This window comes from Streptomyces sp. SID1328 (genome assembly GCF_009865595.1).
GTDB lineage: Bacteria > Actinomycetota > Actinomycetes > Streptomycetales > Streptomycetaceae > Streptomyces > Streptomyces griseoluteus.
Genome location: NZ_WWKH01000629.1, coordinates 1 through 20,606 on the forward strand (window position 1 = coordinate 1; position 20,606 = coordinate 20,606).

Genomic DNA, 20,606 nt, shown 5'->3' on the forward strand with positions numbered 1-20,606 from the left:
GCCAGGGACAGGCCGCCTCCTACTTCAACCCCCTCGGCCCCCTCACCATGCCGCAGGTGGTCAAGGCCCAGCAGATCAACGACGCCTTCCAGGAAGTCCTCGACAACCCCGCCGCCGAAGAGGCCCTGTCCCACCCCGCCCTCAAGCCCCTCCTCGCCCAGGCCGCCAGCTGACGCTGCCCGCCCGTCCCCACACTCCGGAAAGGGGGCGACACCTCACGCCCCCTTTCCGGAAGGGGCGCCACCACCGCCCCTCCACGGCCCGTGTGACGACTTCACGCACGCTAGACAGTTCTGGAAGGCATCATGACCATCGAGAAGGGCAACGCCCTGCAGCTCGACGATATCCAGGCCGCCGCTCTGGAGCCACGGCCGACGCCCTATGCGGGCTCGTACCTCGCGCTGCGCATCGACGACCGGCGGCAGGGACGCGAGCTGCTGCGGCGGCTCACCCCCGTCCTCGACTCGGTCGCCTCGTTCGACCCCCAGCGCCAGGTCTCGCTCGCGGTGGCGCTCAGCTTCCAGGGCCTCAAGGCCCTGGGAGTGCCCGAGGAATCACTGGCCACCTTCCCGGCCGAGTTCCAGGAGGGGATGGCCGCGCGAGCGGACGAACTCGGGGATGCCGGGGACAGCGCACCGGAGAACTGGGAGGGTCCGCTCGGCTCTGAGGACGTGCACATCGTCCTGACCGCGCTCGCTCCGGACGTCGCCCGCCTGGAGACGATTGTCCTGCTGGCCCGCGACGCACTGCGCGATCTGCCTGGCGTCGTCCCCGTCTGGGAGCAGGACGTGCACGTCGGTCCGGACGAGAAGGAACCGTTCGGTTTCCGCGACGGTATCGGTCAGCCGGCCATCGAGGGCACGGGGATCCCGGGCACCAACCCCCGCGAAATCCCGCTCAAGGCCGGGGAGTTCGTCCTCGGATACGAGGACGAGACCGGCGGCGTCGCACCCGTTCCGCAGCCCGAGGTGCTCGGCCGCAACGGAACCTACGTGGTCTTCCGCAAGCTGCACACGCGTGTGGCGGAATTCCGCCAGTACATACGCGACCGGGCCAGGGACTCCGCGGACGAAGAGCTGATCGCGGCCAAGTTCGTCGGCCGCTGGCCCAGTGGCGCCCCGCTGGCGCTGACGCCGGACAAGGACGACCCGGAGCTCGGTGCCGATCCCGCACGCAACAACGACTTCCTGTACGGCGACGACCCGCAGGGTCTCAAGTGCCCCGTGGGGTCGCACGCCCGGCGGATGAACCCGCGCGACGCGGTCGTCACCGGTGAGGTGCGCCTGCACCGCATGATCAGGCGCGGCACGACCTACGGTCCGCCGCTGCCCAAGGGCGTGCTGGAGGACGACGGCGCCGACCGCGGCATCATGTTCGCCTTCGTCGGAGCACACCTGGCACGGCAGTTCGAGTTCGTCCAGCGGCAGTGGTTGAACGACGGCAAGTTCATCGGGGCCCCCGACGAGAAGGACCCGCTGATCGGCGGAAACGAGAACGGTGAGTTCACCATTCCGCGCGAGCCGATCCGCCGCCGCTTCAAGGGCCTCCCGCCGTTCGTCGTCAACCGGGGCGGCGAGTACTGCTTCATGCCCGGACTGTCGGCGCTGCGCTGGATCGCCGACCTCGACACCTGACCCCCACGAGCGATAGCGACAAGGAACCTCTCATGGCTGACCACTTCTCCGGTCCGCGTGTCATCGCGGACCCCGCATCCGACATCTGCGACGTGTACGCCTTCCCGAGCCCCGAGCGGCCGGGGAATCTGGTGCTCGTCCTCAACGTGCTCCCGGCCTCGGCCCCTACGGCCCTGTTCTCCGACGTGATCACGCACCGTTTCCGCGTCCGGCCGATCACATCCGCGAGCGAAGGTCCCGGTGCGACATTCCAGGTGGGAGAGGACGAGTACGTCTTCGACTTCACCTTCGACGTGCCCGAGCGACTCGCCGGAGCCGACACCCTGGTGCAGACGGGCTCGTGCAAGGCGCCCGGCGGCCGGACCGTCACCTTCCAGGTCGGCAACGAAGTGCCCACCGAGGCCGAGGGCCTGAAGATCTTCGCCGGGTCGCGGCTCGACCCGTTCTTCATCGACTTCGTGGGCGTGATCGCCACCGACATCACCGGGAAGCTGTCCCTCAGGCCGGACGCCGACAACGTCCTCGAGGGCCTGAACGTGCTGAGCATCGTCCTCGAGGTCGACGCCGCCGTGCTCGGTCCGGCCGCCGGCTCGCTGGTGGCGGTGGTCGGCGAGACCCTGACGGCCGCTGGTGGACGTCCGATCCAGCTGGAGCGGATGGGCCGGCCGGAGATCAAGAACGTGGTCCTGTCGAGCAAGAAGTACGACACGGTCAACCGCGATCTGGAGATCCGCGATCTCTACAACGAGGAAGACACCTTCAACATCCGGCCCGACTACGCCGGCGCCTACCGCGCGCGGTTCAACGCCAACCTGGCCTGGTTCGACGGCCTGGACGGCAAGACCGACTGGCCGCTGGACGAGCAGGGTGCTCACCCGCTGACCGAACTGCTCCTCGCGGACTTCCTCGTCCTCGACCTGTCCAAGCCGTTCTCCGAGGACAGCTGTTTCGAGATCGAGACCGCCCTGGCCGCCGGCCGTCCGCACACGACCTGCGGTGGCCGCGCGCTCAACGACGACATCGTGGACACTCTCTACACCCTGCTCGTGGGCGGTGTGGACGGCGAGCGTCTCAGCGACGGCGTCGACCGGGCAACCAAGCCGGCCACCCACACCTTCCCCTACCTCAACGCTCCGAACCCGGCCCCGCCGGACCTGGGCGCCCGCCTGGCCGCGTTCATGCCTCCCCAGGAGGCGGCATGACCGGAACGCCTGCCCAGGAATGCGAGCCGGTCACGACGAGCGGCACCATCGCCGTCATGAATCTGCAAGGGCAGATCGACGGGCTGGCGGTTCGGCTCGGCCGAACGGGCGCGGGGGACGCGCAGGGAGCTCACTCGGCGGTGGCGGCTCCTCTGGCGGTAGCCCAGGGGGCGGCCCTGATCGACCTCCTCAATCTCCGGGGCCATCTTCTGGGCCGTGTCGCCGACTACGAACTGGCGGCGGACCTGTCCGAGCGTCTGGTGCAGGCGGCACCGGACGACGCCACCGCCCTCCTCGCCCGAGCCAGGTCCCGGGCGACCCTGCACCGCTTCGCCGAGGCCGTCGCAGACCTCGGCGCGGCGGCCCGCAGCGGCGCGGACGAGGCCACCCTGGACGCGGAACAAGCCGTCGTTCTGCAGGCCCTCGGCTGCTACACGGATGCCATGGCCCTGATCCACAAAGCGGGGGAGAGGCAAAGCGAGTTCACCACGCTCGGCGCGCTCGCCGTCCTCCACGCGGAGCGCGGGGACGTCACCGATGCCGAACGGCTATTCGACGAGGCGCGGCGACGCTACCAGGTGACCTCGCCGTTCCCGCTGGCCCAGCTGGACTTCAGGCGAGGTGTGATGTGGCACCGCGAGGGTGACCTCGATGCGGCCCGCTCCTGGTACGAAGCCGCCCGGCAACGGGTACCCGGCTACGCGCCGGCACTGGGCCACCTGGCCGAGGTCGAGCTGCTGCGCGGATCCTTCCACGCTGCTGTCGCCCTCCTGCGTCCACTGACCCGGACCAGCGACGACCCCGAGTACGCAGCCCACTTCGCGACCGCGTTGCAGGCAGTCGGCCGGGTCCACGAGGCGAGACAGTGGCGCGAGCGGGCCGCGACGCGTTACGAGGAACTGGTGCTGCGGCACCCCGAGGCCTACGCCGACCATGCGGCCGACTTCTGGCTCACGGTAGGGGCCGATGCGGACCGCGGGCTCCAACTGGCGATGCAGAACCTCGCATTCCGTCAGACGGCCAGAGCACATTCCCTGTTCCGGCGCGCCGTCCTCGCTCAGAACCGGGTCGCACAGGCTGCCCCGTAGCCGCCGAGCGGCGGTGGCCACGGGGCACCGACGGGGCCGGCCGGACGTCCGAGGGTGCGTCCGGCCGGCCCCGCACCACCCACCGAGGGCCCACGCGGCTCGAGGCCTCAACTCTCGTCCCCAAGCAACATCCCGCATTCTTCTGTGGTTCCACGGGCCGTTGCAGCCCCTGGAGCCGCAACCACTACTCAAGAAGGCCCAGAACGATGGACACCATGCTGGCAGGTCGCGTCCACTTGGACACGAAGAAGTTCCTGGTGGAGGAAATTCCGGTCCCCGAGCCCGGACCGGGCGAAGTACTGATCGAGGTGAAGGCGGCCGGGGTGTGCCTCTCCGACCTCCACCTCATCGACGGCAGCATCTCGCCGGTGCACCTGAAGTCCAATGTGCTCACCCTCGGGCATGAACTCTCCGGTGTCATACATGCCCTGGGCCCCAGCCTCAAGCGGGATCTGGCCGTCGGCACGCGGGTCGCCCTGCAGGCGGGACAGCCCTGCCGCGAGTGCGCCACCTGTGTCAGGGGCGGTACGTGCACGTCGTTTCGCGGTCGCGGCGTCGACTACGACGGTGGCTGGTCCCAGTACACGATCGCCCGTGAGGACACCGTCGTCCCCATCCCCGACTCCCTTCCCTTCGACCAGGCGGCGATCATCCCTGATGCCGTCTCCACCTCCTACGCGGCTCTTGTCGAGACCGTGCAGGTGCGTTCCGCCCAGTCGGTGGGCATCTGGGGAGTCGGCGGAGTGGGTGCTCACGCCGTTCGGCTGGCCCGCATGATGGGCGCCGCGCCCATCATCGCCGTCGACCCGCTGCCTGGTGCACGCGAGCGAGCCCTCGCCTTCGGCGCCGACATCGCGCTCGACCCCACCGACCCCGGTTTCACCGAAGCCGTGCTGCGCGCCACCGACGGACTCGGGCTGGACTACGCCTTCGACTTCGCGGGCGTTCCCAGGGTCCGGGAACAGGCGTCGCCCCTTCTCGGGAACCGAGGTGCGCTGGTCCTGGTGGGTATCACCACGGAACCACTGACGATCTCCGAGAAGATGACCTTCAACCTGAAGAACAAGAAGGTGTACGGACACTACGGGTCCTCTTTCGACCACGTTTATGAGCTGATCCGGTTGGCCGGCAGCGGCCGTCTCGACCTGGCTCCGTCCATCACCGACCACATCCCCCTGGCCGACGCCGCCGACGCGATCCACCGCCTGGAGCGGAAGATCGGCGACCCGATCCGTCTCATCCTCGTGCCCTGACCACTCGCCCAAGCACGCGAGCGTGCCGGCCGTGCACTCTTCGGAGACGTGCGGCCGGCCGGTACCACGAGGATCAGGGCTGCGCGGAACGAGGCCGAATGCGGCGGATTCGCCCTGATCGACGGGCCACAGCGGCGCGGCCCATCGCGCGACCGACACCCGCAACCGCCGCCCAGGACAACTGACATGCGCAATCCACGCAACACCACCGCACCCACCGACAGCAGCAACACGGCCGGCTTGCCGACGGCCACGGTCCGCACCCGTGTGACGGTTCCACTCCTCCTCGGCGACGGCAGTACGGTGACCGCCGATCTCGTCACCTTCCACAGCCTTGCCGACGGCAAGGAGCATGTGGCTGTCGTCCTCGGCCCATCCGGCACTGACCGGACCCCGCTCGTCCGTCTGCACTCCGAGTGCCTGACCGGCGACGTCTTCGGCTCGGCCCGCTGCGATTGCGGCCCCCAGCTGCGCGAGGCGGTCGAGCGTATCGCCACCACCGGGGGCGTCCTGCTCTACCTGCGCCAGGAGGGCCGGGGCATCGGCCTGTACAACAAGCTCGACGCCTACGCCCTGCAGGACCAGGGCTTCGACACCTACGCGGCGAACGCCGCGCTCGGCCTGCCGGAGGACGCCCGCGACTACACGGCCGCCGCACAGATGCTCGCCGCCCTCGGCATTTCCGAGCTGGACCTGCTGTCCAACAACCCCGACAAGGCTGGACAGTTGCGCACGCTCGGCTTCGCCGTCCGGGACCGGGTGCCGACCGGCGTCTTCACCACCCCCCACAACACCCGCTACCTGCGTACCAAGGTGGTCCGCACTCAGCACACGCTGCCGCTGACGGAACTGACGGCCGGCTGACGCCTGTCCGCAGGAAAAGATCAAGATACTGGTCGAGTACATGCCTCTGTCACGCGCCAGCGAGGCCTACCAGCCCCTGCGTGACGGCGAGCTCCGAGGGCGCACAGTCATCGCCCCACCCGCCTGAGCACTGTCGTCACTCGTACGGTTCCCTGTGTGGTCCCGGGCGCGGACCGATCGGCGCTCCGAGCGGCATCAGAACCTCTGCTGGTCACCACTTCGCCTGTCGGTCGACCAGGGCGGTGGGAAACTATGTCCCGAGGCCCGCCCGTGCCGCGTGCCTGGGCGGGCGATGACTGGCACGATGCCTCGCCCCGGACCAGTCCGCCATAGCCCTCGTGGTAGTAGCCGTGACCGGCGAACGGCGAGTCCGGCTTACGACGCGACGGCCGCCCGGCCACGAATCCGGGGGATCGTTCGGGCACAAGCGCTACAGCCCCGAGCTGATTACCGACGACCTTCGCCAGCGGTCCGGGGGCAACGGTTCCGACCGGACCGTATCGACTGCGACGACCTGCTGATCGGCCTCTCCCGGCTCCGCCGCGGAGGGGCCGCCGACGTCCTGACCGGGTCGGCTTCAACCATCCCCCCTCGACGCCCACTCACGGACACCCGTTCATCACGGCACGACTGACCGCAACGCACTGCACTGATGCTGAGGGGCTGCCGACCGCTGTGTCCCAGACGCGACCCGTCGGCGGGCCGCCCGGCCTGCGCGGTCTGCAAGCTCGCCAGCCGGGCGCGAATGAAGGCTGCCGACGGAAATCTGCTCCGCGTGTCTACCTCCGGGCAGGGGGGCAGGGCCTTAATCCCGTGCTCCAGCCCGTCGGGCGAGTGTCGACTTCCCTCGGGCTTTGGATCTCCGCCGCTCCGTCGTCATAACGAATCGAGGTAACTCGATTCCTGCGACATCTCCTGCCTTCACTTTCCATACGACGTATGTTCTACTTGCCAGAGGTTCCATACACTGTATGGAAAATTGGGTGCCGCACCGGCAACTTGCGTGAGAGGTCACCACGTCAAGACGTGATCGGCGCTGATCGCGGATACGGAGATCACCTTCTTCGGTGATCGACTGCCGGTGATCCCTTTGGGTGCCCACTTCTGTCCAGTCTCTTCGATCTCGACGACAGCCGTCCGATGGCCGTTCTCGTATGACTTGAGGCGCTAGGAGCAATGTCAATGAAGTCATCGAAAACCTTGGCACGGGGGCTGCCTGTGCAGCTTGTCGTGTCCAGTGAGGCGTCGTTGTTCTTGACGATGATGCTGCGATACGAGCCCAGTGATCCGTATGTTGTCCGCGCCGAATTTACCGTTCTCGACAGCGACGAGGCGGTGGAATGGATCATCGGGCGGGATCTTCTGGCCGATGGCCTGAAGGGTCCGGCCGGTGAGGGCGATATACAGGTATGGCCGGTCGGCGATGGTGACCCTTGCGACATGTGCATCCTGCTCACCCCGCCTGCGGGGACGGCTTTGCTCCTGGCTCCGGCGCGGGAGGTCAGGGCATTCCTGCGGGAGGCGGAGGAGCTGGTTCCCAGAGGGACTGAAGCCGGGCACCTCGACCTGGATGCTTGGTTGGCGCAGCTCCTCCGTGACGGATGAAGGGTCCAGTTCAATGTTGCCGCTGATGACCATGGCTCTTCAAAGTCAGCCCTCGCCGATTTCGGACGCCGGCGCCATATCGCTCTGTGCACTGATATTCACCGTCTCGTCTTTCTGGTGGATCAACGCAAGGCAAGGGCGCCTGGAATCGTGGGAACCTCAATCCTTTGCGGCGATCGTTGATTGCTCCATGACTCGCCTGCGGCTTCCGCTCGTCCTGCACAACACCGGTGCCAAACCGATAGTCGTGCAGGATCTCAGGATGACCTTCCCTGATGAACCTGCCTCGCATCTGCCACTTCTATGGATGTCCTCGCCGTCTTGTCTCCGGCCTGGGCTGGACGAGGAACCGAAGTTGCCGGCTGGCTTCGCCGTGTCCGGCAGGGAAGCTCAGCAGCTGTTCATGGAGTTCGAGGCACCCTTTGCGGGCGTCGTTCTCGCTCCCCGTGACTACAAGGTCCAGATTCAAGTGCGAGTCGGCCACCGGAAGGGGTGGCGCCCGCTTCTGACGTTCACCTTGAGGGCCGCCAACATTGTTGACCGCAAGCGATATATCGTTTATAGCAACGCGCCTGTCGAGCTTACGAAGGAGGATAGGCAGAAGGCGGATGCGGCCCTCCAGGAGCTGTTGGACCAGCAAGAGAACCTGTCAGCTCCGGGCGGGAACAAATGGCGTGCTTCTTCGGATGATGATTGAGGTCCCGCAGCCGCGGTGAACGCGCTCGCTGTGGTGCCAGTCCCCGGCTTGATGCCCCCTTCGCGGGTGGCCCGGACCCGGCGGTCGAGGACGTTCTTCCGCAGCAGGCTGAAGAAGGACTCCATGGCCGCGTCGTCGCCCGACCCTCCCTGTCGATCCGGCCCTCCGGTGGCGGTCGAGCGCCCGGACGAACTTCCGGGAGCGGAGCTGCGATCCGCGATCGCTGTGCAGAATGCACCCTCGACGTCGGCTGCGGGCCGGAGGCTGGGAGGCCGATGTGGCTTGCGGGCGGGTTCCCCCCTGCCGGGCCGCGCTTTAGGCTGCGACCGCTCCGAAATCTGGCGATCTTTTGGAGGGTGCGCAGGATGAACCGAGCTCTCACAACCGCACTGGCGGCAGCAGCGTTGGTCGTGTCCGGGGGCAGTACCACCGCCTTTGCTCAGGAGGCCCCGTCGCGATCCACGCATGGTCCTTGCCGATACACCCAGACCCCGGACGAGCCGGCGGCGCGGCGGGTTCCCCTGCCGCCCGACCCGCGGCACACCCCCAGTCACGGCTCGGTCGGTATGGCTGTCCGGACCAGCCAGGGCCCGCTCCCGCTGCGTCTGGACCGGGCGAAGGCGCCGTGCACGGTCCAGAGCTTCGTGCACCTGGCGCGCCACCGGTTCTTCGACCGTACGGTGTGCCATCGGCTGACGGCGTATCCCACGCTGAAGGTCCTGCAGTGTGGCGACCCGACCGGCACTGGCGAGGGTGGGCCGGGGTACGAGTACAAGGACGAGCTGCCGGTGGACCTGCCGCCGGCACCGAGCGATCCGACCGGCACCCGTCGCCTTTACGGGCGCGGTCTGCTGGCGATGGCCAACGCCGGACCCAACACGAACGGTTCGCAGTTCTTCGTCGTCTACGGCGACTCCGCGCTGCGACCGGACTACACGGTGTTCGGCACGGTCGGTGCGGCGGGCCTGAAGACGCTCGACAAGATCGCTGCCGGCGGAATCGAGCCAACTGCACAGGACCCGGCGCCTGTCGACGGCACACCCGTGCTCAGGAGCGAACTGCTCAGCGTCCGGCCGTCCTGCCGGCCCTGATGACTGCGCTGCGGTCCCCATGAGCCCAGCTACGCGCCTGTTCTCACGGTGATCAGAAGTGGCCGATGCCGATGTCAGCCCGGCGACGTCGCCGATGCCGGCGTAGAAGGTGACGGACGACGGTTTCGACGTCACGCACGTCCGCAAACTGCCGACGTCGTCAGGGACTGCTCCCGGGAACCTGGTCGGAGCGGGACCCACTGTCCCCCGCCGTAGGGGCGTCCCTGATGCGACGAAGCCCGTCGGTAGAGGTGCCGCACCAGCCCCGCGGCGTCAGCCCAGTACCCGACCGAGGAAGTCGCGCAGATGCCCCGCGACGACATCGAGGTGGCTCTCCAGCAGGAAGTGGCCGCCGTCGATCAGGTGCACCTGCGCCTTTTTGGCGTCACGGGCGAAGGCTTCCGCGCCGGCCGGGCCGAAGATCTCGTCGTTGCGGCCCCACACGGCGAGCACCGGGACCTCGGTGGTGCGCAGGAATTCGTGCAGCAGCGGGTAGAGGGGCCGGTTGTTGCCGTAGTCGCGGAACAGGGCGAGCTGAACCTCGTCGTTGCCCTCGCGGGAGACCAGGGCGAAGTCGTGCTCCCAGGTGTCCGGGCTGACCACGCTCGGGTCGGGCACGCCGTGCAGGTACTGCCAGCGGATGGCGTCGAGGCTCAGCGCGGTGCGTACGGCGGGTTCGGTGTCCGAGCCGGGGTTCGCCCCGTAGGCCCAGACGTCGGTCCAGAACGACTCGACGAAACCGTCTTCGTAACCGTTGCCGTTCTGGGTGACGAGGGCGGAGATCCGCTCGGGGTTCTTGAGCGCGAGGCGCCAGCCGATGGGGGCACCGTAGTCCTGGACGTACAGGGCGTAGCGGTCCAGGCCGAGCTGGCCGAGCAGGTGGGAGGTGATCTCGGCGAGGGCGTCGAAGGTGTAGGTGAAGTCCGCTGCGTCCGGGGCGTCGGAGAGGCCGAAGCCGAGGTGGTCCGGCGCGATGACGTGATAGTCGTCGGCCAGCAGCGGGATGAGCTCGCGGAACATGAACGAGCTGGTGGGATAGCCGTGCAGCAGGACGATCGCGGGAGCGTCGGCGGGTCCGGCCTCGCGGTAGAAGATCTCGTGGCCGTCGACGGTGGCGGTCCGGTGGTGCACCGAGTTCATGTCTAACCCCTTCAAATGCTTTATCCGGTTACCTTCTGGCCAGGCAAGCACCTGTGGGCTAACCTGTCAAGCGCTTCGAGGTGGTTAGAAGGAGGGCGCGCGATGAACGCGTTGCTGGACCTGCTCAACAGCAGGCCGCTGGTCGACGGCCGGGAACGGGACGCCCTCGCCGACCCGGCCGAAGGCCGGCGCTGGGCGCGGGAACACGGTGGCCACGGCAGCCTCGCGGAACTGGCGCTGCTGCGGGAGGCGCGGGACGTCCTGCGGGACATCGTGGGCGGAGAGCGCTCGGCCGAGGCGCTGAAACCGCTGCTCGACGGGGTCCAGCAGGTTCCGGAGGCCACTTTGGAGGGCCTTCGGTGGACACTCAGGACCGCCCCGCACGCCCGGCTCGCCGTCGAGATCATTCTCGCTTGGGCCGACACCGAGGAACGCATGCCCGGCCGGCTGCGACCCTGCGCCAACAGCGAGTGCCGGCTGTTCCTGCTCGATCGCAGCCGCGCCAACCGGGCCCGCTGGTGTTCGATGGCGGTCTGCGGCAACCGCGAAAAGGCGCGACGCCACTACGAACGCACCCGCTGACGCGGCCGGTGTGCCGGGGGGCAAAACTCCCGTGCACCGGTTTGCCTGCCTCTGCGATCATCCCGGAATGGCGCACATTTTCGAGTCGCTGGTCATCCGGCACACCCACCGTCTCCCCCTCCCCGAAGGTTCGGCCGGAGAAGGCGCCGTCGCCGCGCGGCAGTTCGACGCGGTGCTGGCATCCGTGGGCTTCAAGCTCTCGGCGGAGCTGCTGGAGCGGCTGTCGGGGCTCTCCGAGGCCGCGGTCGTGCACACCGCCCGGCGGACGCTGCGCGTCGTGCGCGAGATGGCGGGCGACCATGTCCAGCACAACGCCTACTTCATCGACTTCCCCGCCAACGTGCCGGACACCGAGGACTTCTGGATGCGGTGCGTGGCCGGCGCCCTCGGTGACAAGACGTCACGCGGGCGGATGCCGGCGCAGGTGACGCAGGGAGCGGTGGACCTGCTCAGCCTCCCGGCGTACGGCCGGTACCAGCACACGTACGAGGAGATGCTCGCGGCGCAGGACGAGCTGATCGCCTCGGCGGGCGACCGGATCACCGTCCTGCACCTCGGCCGCGACCTGGACGACGAGCTCGGCGACCTGTACCTCGCCCTGGCCGGCAGCACGACCCCGCTGAACGACGACGACCTGCGCGACCTCGAGCTTCTCGCCCAGCGCTGCGTGCTCGGTCCCCAGCCGGAGGCGATCCCGGTCCGGGAGAACCGGGCGGTCGTCAACGAGGCCCGGCTCAACGTCGGGGCCGACCTCCTGCTCGACACCGTCACCGATGTGCTGCGGCTGGCCTGCGCGCTGTCCGGCGGCGACGTCACGCTCCAGGAACCGACCCGGTTCCGGACGCTGCCACGACCGCTGCGCCGAGGGCTGCTCGCGGGGCTCGACGCCGTGGTCGCGGCGAACCCCGCGAAGCTCGCCGATGTGCACGCGCACCGGGAGCCCTTCAAGCGGCTCGGCGAGCGCCTCCACCCGCACGAGTACCCGCGCTGGCCGCACGCCGCCGAGGTGTTCGCGGTCGCGCGGGGCGAGAAGGAGGCGCGGTCCTTCGACAGCCGGATCGAGGAGTTGCTCGACGCGTCCGACGTCCTCGGTGCGGTGGGGCTGCTCGAGTCCGCGCCGGGCAAGCTGTTCCGCGCCCTGGACCTCCTGCTGCGCACCGCCGCCGACCAGGAGGAGCGGGACGCGGTGATCGCCGCCGCGGTGCGGGTGGCTCCCGGCGTCTCCGGCCGGGTCGTGCTCTCCGTGCGCGAGCATCTCCACAACAGGGCGCGTGAGAGCGGCCGGCCCCGGATCTTCGTCAACCGTCGGGGCCGTGCCTGGGTGACGCCCGACTTCCGCCCGCCGGTACCGGCCGAGGACCGCGATCGTCTGATCGCCGCCCTCGATGCGGAGACGCGCCGCCGGCTCCCGGCGCCGGGCCGTCTGCTGCTCGACCCGGATGTCCTCGACGTGGCGCTCCCGCTCAGCGGCCGGGCCACGGCGGCCGGGCTCGGTGTGCTGCCGCGGGGCTCCGTCTCCGCGGTCGACGGCGAGCGGCTCCGCTTCTTCGTGTACTGGAAGGAGACCGGGCGACGGACCGACTACGACCTGTCGGCGCTGTTGCTGCGGGCCGACTACCGGACCGACTCCTGGCTCTCCTACACGTCCCTCAGAGGCGTCGGGGGCCGGCACTCGGGTGACATCACCGAAGCCCCCGACGGCGCCTCGGAGTTCATCGAACTCTCCCTGGACCGGGTGCGCGGCACGTTCATCGTCCCGCAGGTCAACATCTACGCGGGCGAGAGCTTCGAGGAGGTCGAGGAGTCGTACTTCGGGTTCATGCTGCGCGACCGTGAGCAGAAGGGCCGGCCCTTCGAGCCGCGCACGGTGCGGATGAAGTCCGAGCTGCGCGGGGCGGGCCGGGTGGCGCTGCCGCTGGTGTTCCAGCGCGGCGACGACGGCCGATGGCGCGCGAAGTGGCTGCACCTGTACCTGAGGGGCATCTCGGCGGCCAACCGGGTCGAGGAGAACCAGGCGTCCGTGTCCATGGTGGTACGGGCCCTCGTGGAGCGGGAGCAGTTGACGGTGAGGCACCTGACCGACCTGATGTCCGCCGGCACGGCGCCCGTGGAGCACTGGGACGGCGAGACGGTTCCGGACGAACCCGTGACCTACATCGGCCTCGGACGCCCCGAGGGACTCCACCCGGACTCGCGCGTCGTCACCCTCGAAAACCTGCGCGACTTGATCCCGGGCTGAGTGCTAGCGTTGCCGACGGCGAGGCCATGAAGGGGCTTCCTTCTCAACTTCCTGTCCTGAACGAGTTCCTTCGCTCTCCTCGCCGCCGACCTGGTCATCCGGGAGGCGCCCACGCGGCGCCTCCCGGTTTCCGTGTCCGGCAAGAACCGCGGAGGACTCGGGTCCGCAAGAGGGCTGGGCAGTGTCCTTGCATCGATGTACAAGACCCGCATGAAACCATTTCGCGGATTCCAAGCCGCCCTCGTGGTCGCGGTGTCGGGCGTCCTCGCCGCACTGTTGTCGGTCTCCGCCGCCGGACCGGCCAAGGCGGAGCAGACGTCGTTGCGGGCGGCCGACCCGAGCGTCATCCGGGTCGGCTCCACCTACATCTCGGCGCAGTCCACCGGCGGCGGGATCGCGGTGCGGCAGGCGTCCTCCACCGCCGGGCTCGCCTCCGCGCCCGCCCGGCAGGTGTGGTCGGACACGCAGGGGCGCGGTGAGGTGTGGGCGCCGGAACTGACCACGGACGGCGGGCGCTACTACATCTACTTCACCGCCGGACGGGGCGCCGCACACCGGATGTACGTCATCAGCTCCGCCGGCCCCGACAGCGGCTACGGGGGCGAGACCCGGCTCGCGCTCCCGGACGACAAGTGGGCCATCGACGGCACGATGTTCACCTTCAACGGGCAGCGCTGGTTCGTCTGGTCCGGGTGGGCCGGTGACACCAACGTCGAGCAGAACCTCTACATCGCGCGGATGAGCAGCCCCACCACGCCGACCGGGGCCCGGTACGTCATCTCCCAGCCGCGGGAGAGCTGGGAGCGGGTGGTCGGCAACCCGTACATCAACGAGGCGCCCGATGCGATCCGGGACCCCAATGGCCAACTCCACATCGTCTACTCGGCGAACGGCAGCTGGAGCGATCAGTACTGCCTGGCCGACCTGCGGCTGCGGGCAGGCGGCGATCCGACGTACGTGTGGGACTGGTACAAGTCCAATGGCTGCCTCTTCGGCTCCAACCGCTCGACCATGATGGCCGGCTGGGACCCCACGCTGTACGTCAATGGGCCCGGCCACCACACCTTCGTCCTGCTCAATGGGGACATCGCCACCAGCCCGCCGGCCGGGCCGCGCTTTCCGCTGATGTTCCACGCGGTGGCCAAGGGCACGCCGTACTCCTGGGACAACCGGTACTGGTACACCGGGTCGTTCGCCTGGTGGGGCGACACCACATACCGGCGTGCCAATGTGCCCGGCCCCACCTCGGACACCGGGTGGGGGCTGAAGTTCTTCGAGTAGCTAGTGAACTTGAACGGGTGTCGGGTCGGTTTGCCTGACGGGTGCTGACCGGCGCTGCCCGCCTGTGACGTCCCACGCAGACGGGTCGCACGTCCGGGACCTCAAGGGGGGATCACGTCGGCCCCTCACCCGTCGACCGCGGCGGCCGCTCGGGCTCCGAGCACCACCTGATCGTCGACCGTCACGGAACTCCACTCGTCGTCACCCCCCACCGACCGCCGGCACAAGGACGGGATCCTGGCCGGGCAGATCCGCGAGATCGACGGCGAGTCCAGCGGCGCCTACGGCTTCCAGCGACCGGGCGCCACAAGAAAGGGCGGCGGGTCAACCAGACGCGAGCCTCGCACCGGGCCGGCTCACAGGCGGCTGTACGCCCCGATGTCCTCGGTGAACTCCTCCAGCGCGCGGGCGGTGAGCGTCGGCCGGGTGTCGGCGATGGCCGTCATGAAGTCGTCGGTGCCGGGCGGCCGGCCGCCACGCTCGGTGATCTCGCGCTCGAACGCCGCCTGCGCCCCCTTGCGCGCGGCGAACTCGATGTCGGCCGGGGTGAACAGCTCGCTCGCCGCGACCAGGCGGCCAATGTCCACCGCGTCGCCGGCCGCCCTGAGGTAGCGGGCCCAGATCGCCGCACGGGCCGTCGGGTCCGGCGGGCCGATGGGGATGACGTAGTCGAACCGGCCGTGTCTGAGGAACGCCGCGTCGAGGGAGCGCACCGAGTTCGTGGCGCACACCAGCATCCGGGCGTCGTGCTCACGGAAACCGGGGATGATCTTGAGGAGCTCGTTGGTCACCCCGTGCCCGGGATCGACCGCCTTGCCGGACCGCGCACCGGCGATCTCCTCCACCTCGTCGATGAACAGCAGCACCGAGTCCAGCTCGGCCAGCTCCGTAAATGCCTCCCGCAGCGCCGCCGCCAGGCCCTCGCTGGTGTCAGCGGCGAGCCGGGACGGGAACAGTTCCACGAACGGCCAGCCGAGCCGGGAGGCCACGGCCTTGGCGAAGCTGGTCTTCCCGGTGCCGGGCGGCCCGAAGAGGATGACCGCCTTGGGCGGGGCCACACCGTAGCGGTCGGCCAGCGCCGGCTCGGTCAGCGGCAGCACGACACGGCGCTCGACGACCTGCTTCTCCCGCTCCATGCCGGCCATGGCGTCCCAGAGCCCGCCGGGCAGCATGCGCCCGCCGAGCGCCGCGAGCACGTCGGCGTTGTCGACGCCGGGCGGTTCGAGCTTCTCGTAGTAGGTCAGGCCCTCGCGGAGCCGGTAGCCGGAGTTCTGCAGGGCCTCGGTGCCGGCGGCGCCCGCGGGCAGCAGCGCGCTGACGTGCCTCACCCCCAGGGCACGCAGCCGGCGCTCCAGCTCGGCCAGGAGCGCGCTGCCGATCCCGCGCTCACGCCAGCGGGAGGCCAGCGCCACCAGGACGACCCACGCCCGTCTGCCGTCCGCCTGGGCCACGGCCATGCCCACCAGCTCGTCGCCGACCAGGGCGACCACCGCCGGCTGACCGGCCTTGGCCGCGGCCATCACCTCCGAGACCGGAAACACCGACTCCGCCTCGGCCTGGCGGCTCTGGTCCCAGATCTGGATGGCCTGGTCGAGATCGTCGTCGTGATAGTCGCGCAGATGCCAGGGGGGCATCGCCACCACCTCACCTGAACCGGGAGTCCCATTCTCCTCCGGAGCCCCGCAGGAGTGCTCGGCGGAGGCGCGGGCCGGTGCGGCGGTGGCCGGCGGGTATGTCACGGTCCAGGGCTACCGGAACGGCCCTCCCATCGTCAGGCGAACGGCTCCGACATCACCCCATCAAGTTCAGTAGCTAGCCGAACCGCCGTACGCCTGGGAGCTGTCGGTCTGAACAGGGTTGCTGTCGCGCGCAGTTGCCGATTTCTGGTCCGGCCTCGGGTCCGTTTATGATCTTGGTTGTGACTGTGCAGAGCCCCGGCAAGACGCCGTCCCGTAAGCAGCGCCTCCAGGAGAAGCAGCGTCGGCAGCTCGCCGTCGTCGACACCGTCGACAAGGCCGAGGTGAAGGTGCGCAAGGCGGAGGCCGAGCTGGCCGTGGCCGTCGTGGAGGCGGTGGAGGTCTTCGGTGACGAGGACGCCGCCTCGCAGGGGCTCGACATGCCCGTGGAGACCATTCGCCGGTTCATCGACCTCGCGGTGACCGCGAAGACGGCGGCCGACGAGGACGGCGCGTAACTCCCCTGTAGGCAACACGAGATGGACGCCGCGTGACGGGCGGCGTCCATCTCGTCGTATGTTCCGGCCGGAACTGCTCAGTGGCCCGTGCGCCTGCGGTCCTGCTCGAGGTCGCTGCCGGCCACGGACCGGTCGTCCTCGGAAATGTTCTGGTCGTCCAGCAGCCGGCCCGCCTCGGAGCCGACCCGCCCGCTCGTGTGGTGGCCGCGCTCGGAGTCCGAGAGGGCGCTGGCCGCGGCCGAGCGCTCTGCCGGTGTGGCGTTCGGGTCGCTCATGATGCGTGCGGCTTCGGACGCGTCCATCTTGCCCGTCATGATCGCTGACCTTCCCTGTCGGGGAGCGTCCAGCCCGCACCCCTCGGTTGGGCAGCCCCGCGGGCACGCTGCGGCACTCGCGCGGCTACAGCCGTATTCATGCTACCGACAATCATCGGATATGCCGACAAATATGGACAGACTGCAATCTCCCAGGTCAGCGGGCTGACAGGCGGCGCGCCAAGTGGTCGGCGGTGGGCGTGCCGCCCGCTCGGGCCACGTCCTCCGGCCGGCCCTCGGCGACGACGCGGCCCCCGTCGTCCCCCGCGCCCGGACCGAGGTCCACGACCCAGTCCGCGGCGGCGACCGTGCGCAGGTCGTGCTCCACCACGACGACCGTGTTCCCGGCGTCCACCAGGCGCTGCAACTGCCCGATCAGCAGGTCCACGTCCGCCGGGTGCAGTCCCGTGGTCGGCTCGTCCAGCAGATAGAGACTGTGGCCACGCGGCGCCCGGTGCAGCTCGCTCACCAGCTTGATGCGCTGGGCCTCGCCGCCGGAGAGGGTCGTGGCGCTCTGGCCCAGCGTCAGATAGCCCAGCCCGATGTCGGAGAGCAGCTTCAGGATGCGGGCGGCGGGCTGCACGTCGGCGAGGAAATCGTGCGCCTCCTCCACGCTCATCGCCAGCACGTCGGCGATGGTCTTGTCGCGGTAACGCACCATCAGCGTGCCGGGGTTGTAGCGCGCGCCGTGGCAGACCGGGCAGGGGGAGGTCTCCGTGGGCAGGAAGAGGAGTTCGACGCTGACGACTCCGTCGCCCAGGCAGTGCGGGCAGCGGCCCTGAGCCACGTTGAACGAGAACCGGCTTGCGGTGTAGCCGAGTTCACGCGCGGTCGGCTGGGCGGCGAACAGCTTGCGGACGCTGTCGAAGAGGCCGGTGTAGGTGGCGAGGTTCGAGCGCGGGGTACGTCCGATGGGCTTCTGGTCCACGACCACCAGTCGGTTGATGTGCTCAAGTCCCGTACTGGAGCGCACCGTCACCCGGTCCTCCGCCAGGTCCCAGGCCGGCACCCCGGCCTCCTCCTCGTCGGCGGTCTGCACCGAGGCGGGGTTGCGGGCGATGTCCTCGGCGGTCTCGTCGGCGTGCAGATGATCGCGGACCGTCTCCGCGAGCGCGCGCCGGACCAGGGTCGACTTGCCGGACCCGGAGACGCCGGTGACCGCCGTGAGTGTGCCGAGGGGGAAACTCGCGTCCAGGTCACGGAGGTTGTGGCCCGTGACCCCGTCCAGGCGCAGCCATCCCGCCGGCTGGCGCGGCTCCTTTGGCCCCGGCACGGTGGGCGCGTCCAGCGGAAGGTACCTGGCCGTCACCGACTCCGGTGCCTCGCTCAGCCCTTCGGTGGGCCCGTTGTACAGGACCTGGCCGCCGTGGCGGCCGGCGCCCGGACCCATGTCGACGATCCAGTCGGCCGAGGCGAGCACCTGCGCGTTGTGCTCCACCACGAACACGCTGTTCCCGGCGCCCCTGAGCCGTCGCAGCGCGGTGAGCAGCAGTTCCGTGTCGGCGGCGTGCAGCCCGGCCGAGGGCTCGTCCAGCACGTACAGCACGCCGAACAGGCCGCTGCGCAGCTGGGTGGCCATGTGCAGCCGTTGCAGCTCGCCGCTGGAGAGGGTGGAGGTCGCGCGCCCGGTGGCGAGGTAACCGAGACCCAGGTCGGTCAGCGTGCCGAGCTGGTCCTGGAGGCCGCCGATCAGGGCGTGCGCGGCCTGCCTGCGCTCGGCCGGCAGGGTCAGGGTGTCGGGGTGGTCGCGGGCCGACTCCAGGAAGGCCGCGAGCTGGCTGAGCGGCATCGAGGTGGCCACCGAGATGTCCTGCCCGGCGATGGTCACCGCCAGCGCCTCCGGGTTCAGCCGCTTGCCGTGGCAGGTCGGGCAGATCTCCTCGGACATGAACGAGGCGGCCTTCGCCCGCAGGTGCGCCGCCTTGGAGGTGGCGAACGTGTGCAACACCCACTTGCGGGGGCTCATGTATGTGCCCTGGTACGAGCGCTGCACCCGGTGCGCGTCGCGGACCGGGTGCACGGTGACCGTCGGCTGCTCGTCCGTGGTCAGCAGCCACTCGCGCCGGGCGGCGGGCAGCTCGCGGAAGGGTACGTCGATGTCGATGCCCAGCTCGGCGAGGATGTCCCGGTAGTTCTTGCCCTGCCAGGCACCCGGCCAGGCCGCGATCGCGCCCTCCCGGATGCTCAGGGAGTCGTCGCCCACGAGCTTGCTCTCGTCGACGCTGTGCAGCCGCCCGAGGCCGGAGCAGGTGGGGCAGGCGCCCACGGCGGTGTTGGGCGAGAAGCTGTCCGAGTCCAGCGGCGCCGCGTCGCGGGGGAACGTGCCCGCGAGGTCCTCCGGGGTCCGTCCGGCCGGGTAGGTGCCGGCGCGGGAGTACAGCATGCGCAGCACGTTGGAGACCCGGCTGACGGGTGCCCACCGTCGAACGGGTGCTGCCCCCGCTGTGCTGCTGGCGCAGCGCCACGGCGGGCGGCAGACCGGTGATCGAGCCGACCCTGGGGGCGGCGCCCTGGTCGATCAGCCGTCTGGCGTATGGCGCTACGGATTCCAGGTAGCGCTGCTGGGCCTCCGCGTAGATGGTGGCGAATGCGAGCGACGATTTGCCGGACCCCGACACTCCGGTGAAGGCCACGACCTGGTCACGGGGTACGTCCACATCGACATGCCGCAGATTGTGTTCGTCGGCACCACGAACCCTGATCAGGCCGTCCTGACCGGGGTCCGGGGGAGTGGCGGGCGTCGGCGCGGGCGTCTGTCGTGGGGGTGGAGCCATGGGCAAAACCTAGCCTGACCGGCCGGTCCGTGCCGCGAGCGCCTGGTGACCGGGTGAGGCCGTGATGCCGTCGCGGGGCTGGTTGCGCGACTGAGTTCAGTGGCCATACGGTTCGAACGCCGTTGATGTGCAAGGGAATTGACGCTGGAAATGAACGGCGGCAATGCGATGACGAATGCCTTTTTACCCTTTCCTGGTTGCCATGGAGTGCGGAAACAAATGAAGAGCGAAAGAACCACGGAGAACGCCGCCCGAAAGCCTGCCGTACGGCATCGGCTGCTGGGTCTGGCCGCCGCGGGCGCGCTGACGGCGGGAGCCCTGACCGGCTTGGTGCCCGCCACCGCCCAGGCCGCCACCCCCGCCCCTTCGGGGCCCGGGACGCGCCAGCACGCCTTCGCGGCCGCGGCCGCCAAGTACCACGTGCCCGCCCAGGTGTTGCTCGCCGTCTCCTACCAGGAGTCGGCGTGGGACGATCACGCCGGCCAGGTGAGCACCAGCGGCGGCTACGGCCCGATGCACCTCACCGACGTCACCCCCGCGATGCTGGCCTCCGGCCCGGCCGGAGCGGTCGGCCGGGCCGACCTCGCCGACCTGGCGAAGGACCCCGCCCTGCACACCCTGCGCGCGGCCGCCAAGCTCACCGGGCTG

Annotated in this window: 16 protein-coding genes and 3 pseudogenes; 14 read left to right on the forward strand and 5 right to left on the reverse strand. The window is 69.6% G+C overall.

The annotated features are described in order from the left end of the window. Window positions 1-305 precede the first annotated feature (305 nt). The 7 genes from GT030_RS20360 (at window position 306) to GT030_RS20390 (ending at window position 8,343) form a co-directional block, all read left to right on the forward strand. Window positions 306-1,634: a Dyp-type peroxidase gene (locus tag GT030_RS20360; protein WP_161202326.1), complete on the forward strand. Its 1,329-nt coding sequence runs from the start codon at window positions 306-308 to the stop codon at window positions 1,632-1,634. A 32-nt stretch (window positions 1,635-1,666) separates the two neighbouring features. After that, window positions 1,667-2,836, forward strand: coding sequence for a DUF4331 family protein (locus GT030_RS20365; protein WP_161202327.1), 1,170 nt, complete (start codon window positions 1,667-1,669; stop codon window positions 2,834-2,836). Continuing rightward, a complete protein-coding gene (locus GT030_RS20370) occupies window positions 2,833-3,924 on the forward strand; it encodes a tetratricopeptide repeat protein (RefSeq protein ID WP_161202328.1) in 1,092 nt (363 codons plus the stop codon). Before GT030_RS20365 ends, GT030_RS20370 begins: the two co-directional genes overlap by 4 nt. Before the next feature lie 206 nt (window positions 3,925-4,130). Further along, a complete protein-coding gene (locus GT030_RS20375; protein ID WP_161202329.1) occupies window positions 4,131-5,177 on the forward strand; it encodes a zinc-binding dehydrogenase in 1,047 nt (348 codons plus the stop codon). A 186-nt stretch (window positions 5,178-5,363) separates the two neighbouring features. After that, complete coding sequence (gene ribA, locus GT030_RS20380; RefSeq protein ID WP_161202330.1) at window positions 5,364-6,041, forward strand: GTP cyclohydrolase II; 678 nt, start codon at window positions 5,364-5,366, stop codon at window positions 6,039-6,041. Window positions 6,042-7,223: 1,182 nt separating this feature from the next. Then, window positions 7,224-7,646, forward strand: a complete 423-nt coding sequence (locus tag GT030_RS20385) for an SsgA family sporulation/cell division regulator (RefSeq protein WP_202460337.1) — start codon at window positions 7,224-7,226, stop codon at window positions 7,644-7,646. A gap of 25 nt (window positions 7,647-7,671) precedes the next feature. Then, window positions 7,672-8,343, forward strand: coding sequence for a hypothetical protein (locus GT030_RS20390; RefSeq protein WP_161202331.1), 672 nt, complete (start codon window positions 7,672-7,674; stop codon window positions 8,341-8,343). On the opposite strand, the pseudogene GT030_RS36585 reads toward GT030_RS20390, so the two are convergent. Next, a pseudogene (locus GT030_RS36585) lies at window positions 8,296-8,577 on the reverse strand (hypothetical protein); the annotation flags it as partial. The gene GT030_RS20390 and the pseudogene GT030_RS36585 overlap by 48 nt on opposite strands. 332 nt (window positions 8,578-8,909) lie before the next feature. On the opposite strand from GT030_RS36585, the gene GT030_RS20400 reads away from it, so the two are divergent. Beyond that, on the forward strand, window positions 8,910-9,434 hold the full coding sequence (locus GT030_RS20400) for a peptidylprolyl isomerase (RefSeq protein ID WP_237522702.1): 525 nt from the start codon (window positions 8,910-8,912) through the stop codon (window positions 9,432-9,434). A 273-nt stretch (window positions 9,435-9,707) separates the two neighbouring features. On the opposite strand, the gene GT030_RS20405 is transcribed toward GT030_RS20400, so the two are convergent. Next, on the reverse strand, window positions 9,708-10,574 hold the full coding sequence (locus tag GT030_RS20405) for an alpha/beta hydrolase (RefSeq protein WP_161202333.1): 867 nt from the start codon (window positions 10,572-10,574) through the stop codon (window positions 9,708-9,710). A 102-nt stretch (window positions 10,575-10,676) separates the two neighbouring features. Here GT030_RS20405 and GT030_RS20410 point away from each other — a divergent pair, with 102 nt between their 5' ends. From GT030_RS20410 to GT030_RS20425, 4 genes and pseudogenes are all read left to right on the forward strand, one after another. Then, window positions 10,677-11,156, forward strand: a complete 480-nt coding sequence (locus GT030_RS20410) for a CGNR zinc finger domain-containing protein (RefSeq protein WP_161202334.1) — start codon at window positions 10,677-10,679, stop codon at window positions 11,154-11,156. Window positions 11,157-11,223: 67 nt separating this feature from the next. After that, window positions 11,224-13,395, forward strand: coding sequence for a TerD family protein (locus GT030_RS20415; protein ID WP_161202335.1), 2,172 nt, complete (start codon window positions 11,224-11,226; stop codon window positions 13,393-13,395). A 210-nt stretch (window positions 13,396-13,605) separates the two neighbouring features. After that, the gene (locus GT030_RS20420) at window positions 13,606-14,676 is read left to right on the forward strand and encodes a glycoside hydrolase family 43 protein (protein WP_161202336.1); all 1,071 of its coding nucleotides are present in this window, start codon (window positions 13,606-13,608) and stop codon (window positions 14,674-14,676) included. Window positions 14,677-14,780: 104 nt separating this feature from the next. Further along, window positions 14,781-14,882 (forward strand): annotated as a pseudogene (locus GT030_RS20425) (IS5/IS1182 family transposase); the annotation flags it as partial. 150 nt (window positions 14,883-15,032) lie between these two features. On the opposite strand, the gene GT030_RS20430 reads toward GT030_RS20425, so the two are convergent. After that, window positions 15,033-16,310, reverse strand: coding sequence for a GNAT family N-acetyltransferase (locus GT030_RS20430; RefSeq protein ID WP_161202337.1), 1,278 nt, complete (start codon window positions 16,308-16,310; stop codon window positions 15,033-15,035). Between the two features lie 284 nt (window positions 16,311-16,594). On the opposite strand from GT030_RS20430, the gene GT030_RS20435 reads away from it, so the two are divergent. After that, complete coding sequence (locus GT030_RS20435; protein ID WP_346009696.1) at window positions 16,595-16,870, forward strand: hypothetical protein; 276 nt, start codon at window positions 16,595-16,597, stop codon at window positions 16,868-16,870. A 77-nt stretch (window positions 16,871-16,947) separates the two neighbouring features. Here GT030_RS20435 and GT030_RS20440 read toward each other — a convergent pair whose 3' ends face one another. Both GT030_RS20440 and GT030_RS20445 read right to left on the reverse strand, forming a co-directional pair. Beyond that, window positions 16,948-17,184 (reverse strand): hypothetical protein, encoded by a 237-nt coding sequence (locus tag GT030_RS20440; protein ID WP_161202339.1) that lies wholly within the window; start codon window positions 17,182-17,184, stop codon window positions 16,948-16,950. Between the two features lie 157 nt (window positions 17,185-17,341). Beyond that, window positions 17,342-19,958, reverse strand: a pseudogene (locus tag GT030_RS20445) (excinuclease ABC subunit UvrA). 219 nt (window positions 19,959-20,177) lie between these two features. Between GT030_RS20445 and GT030_RS36590 the strand changes: the two are divergent. Next, window positions 20,178-20,606 (forward strand): lytic transglycosylase domain-containing protein (locus GT030_RS36590; protein ID WP_237522701.1); only part of this gene is annotated, 429 nt, incomplete at its 3' end.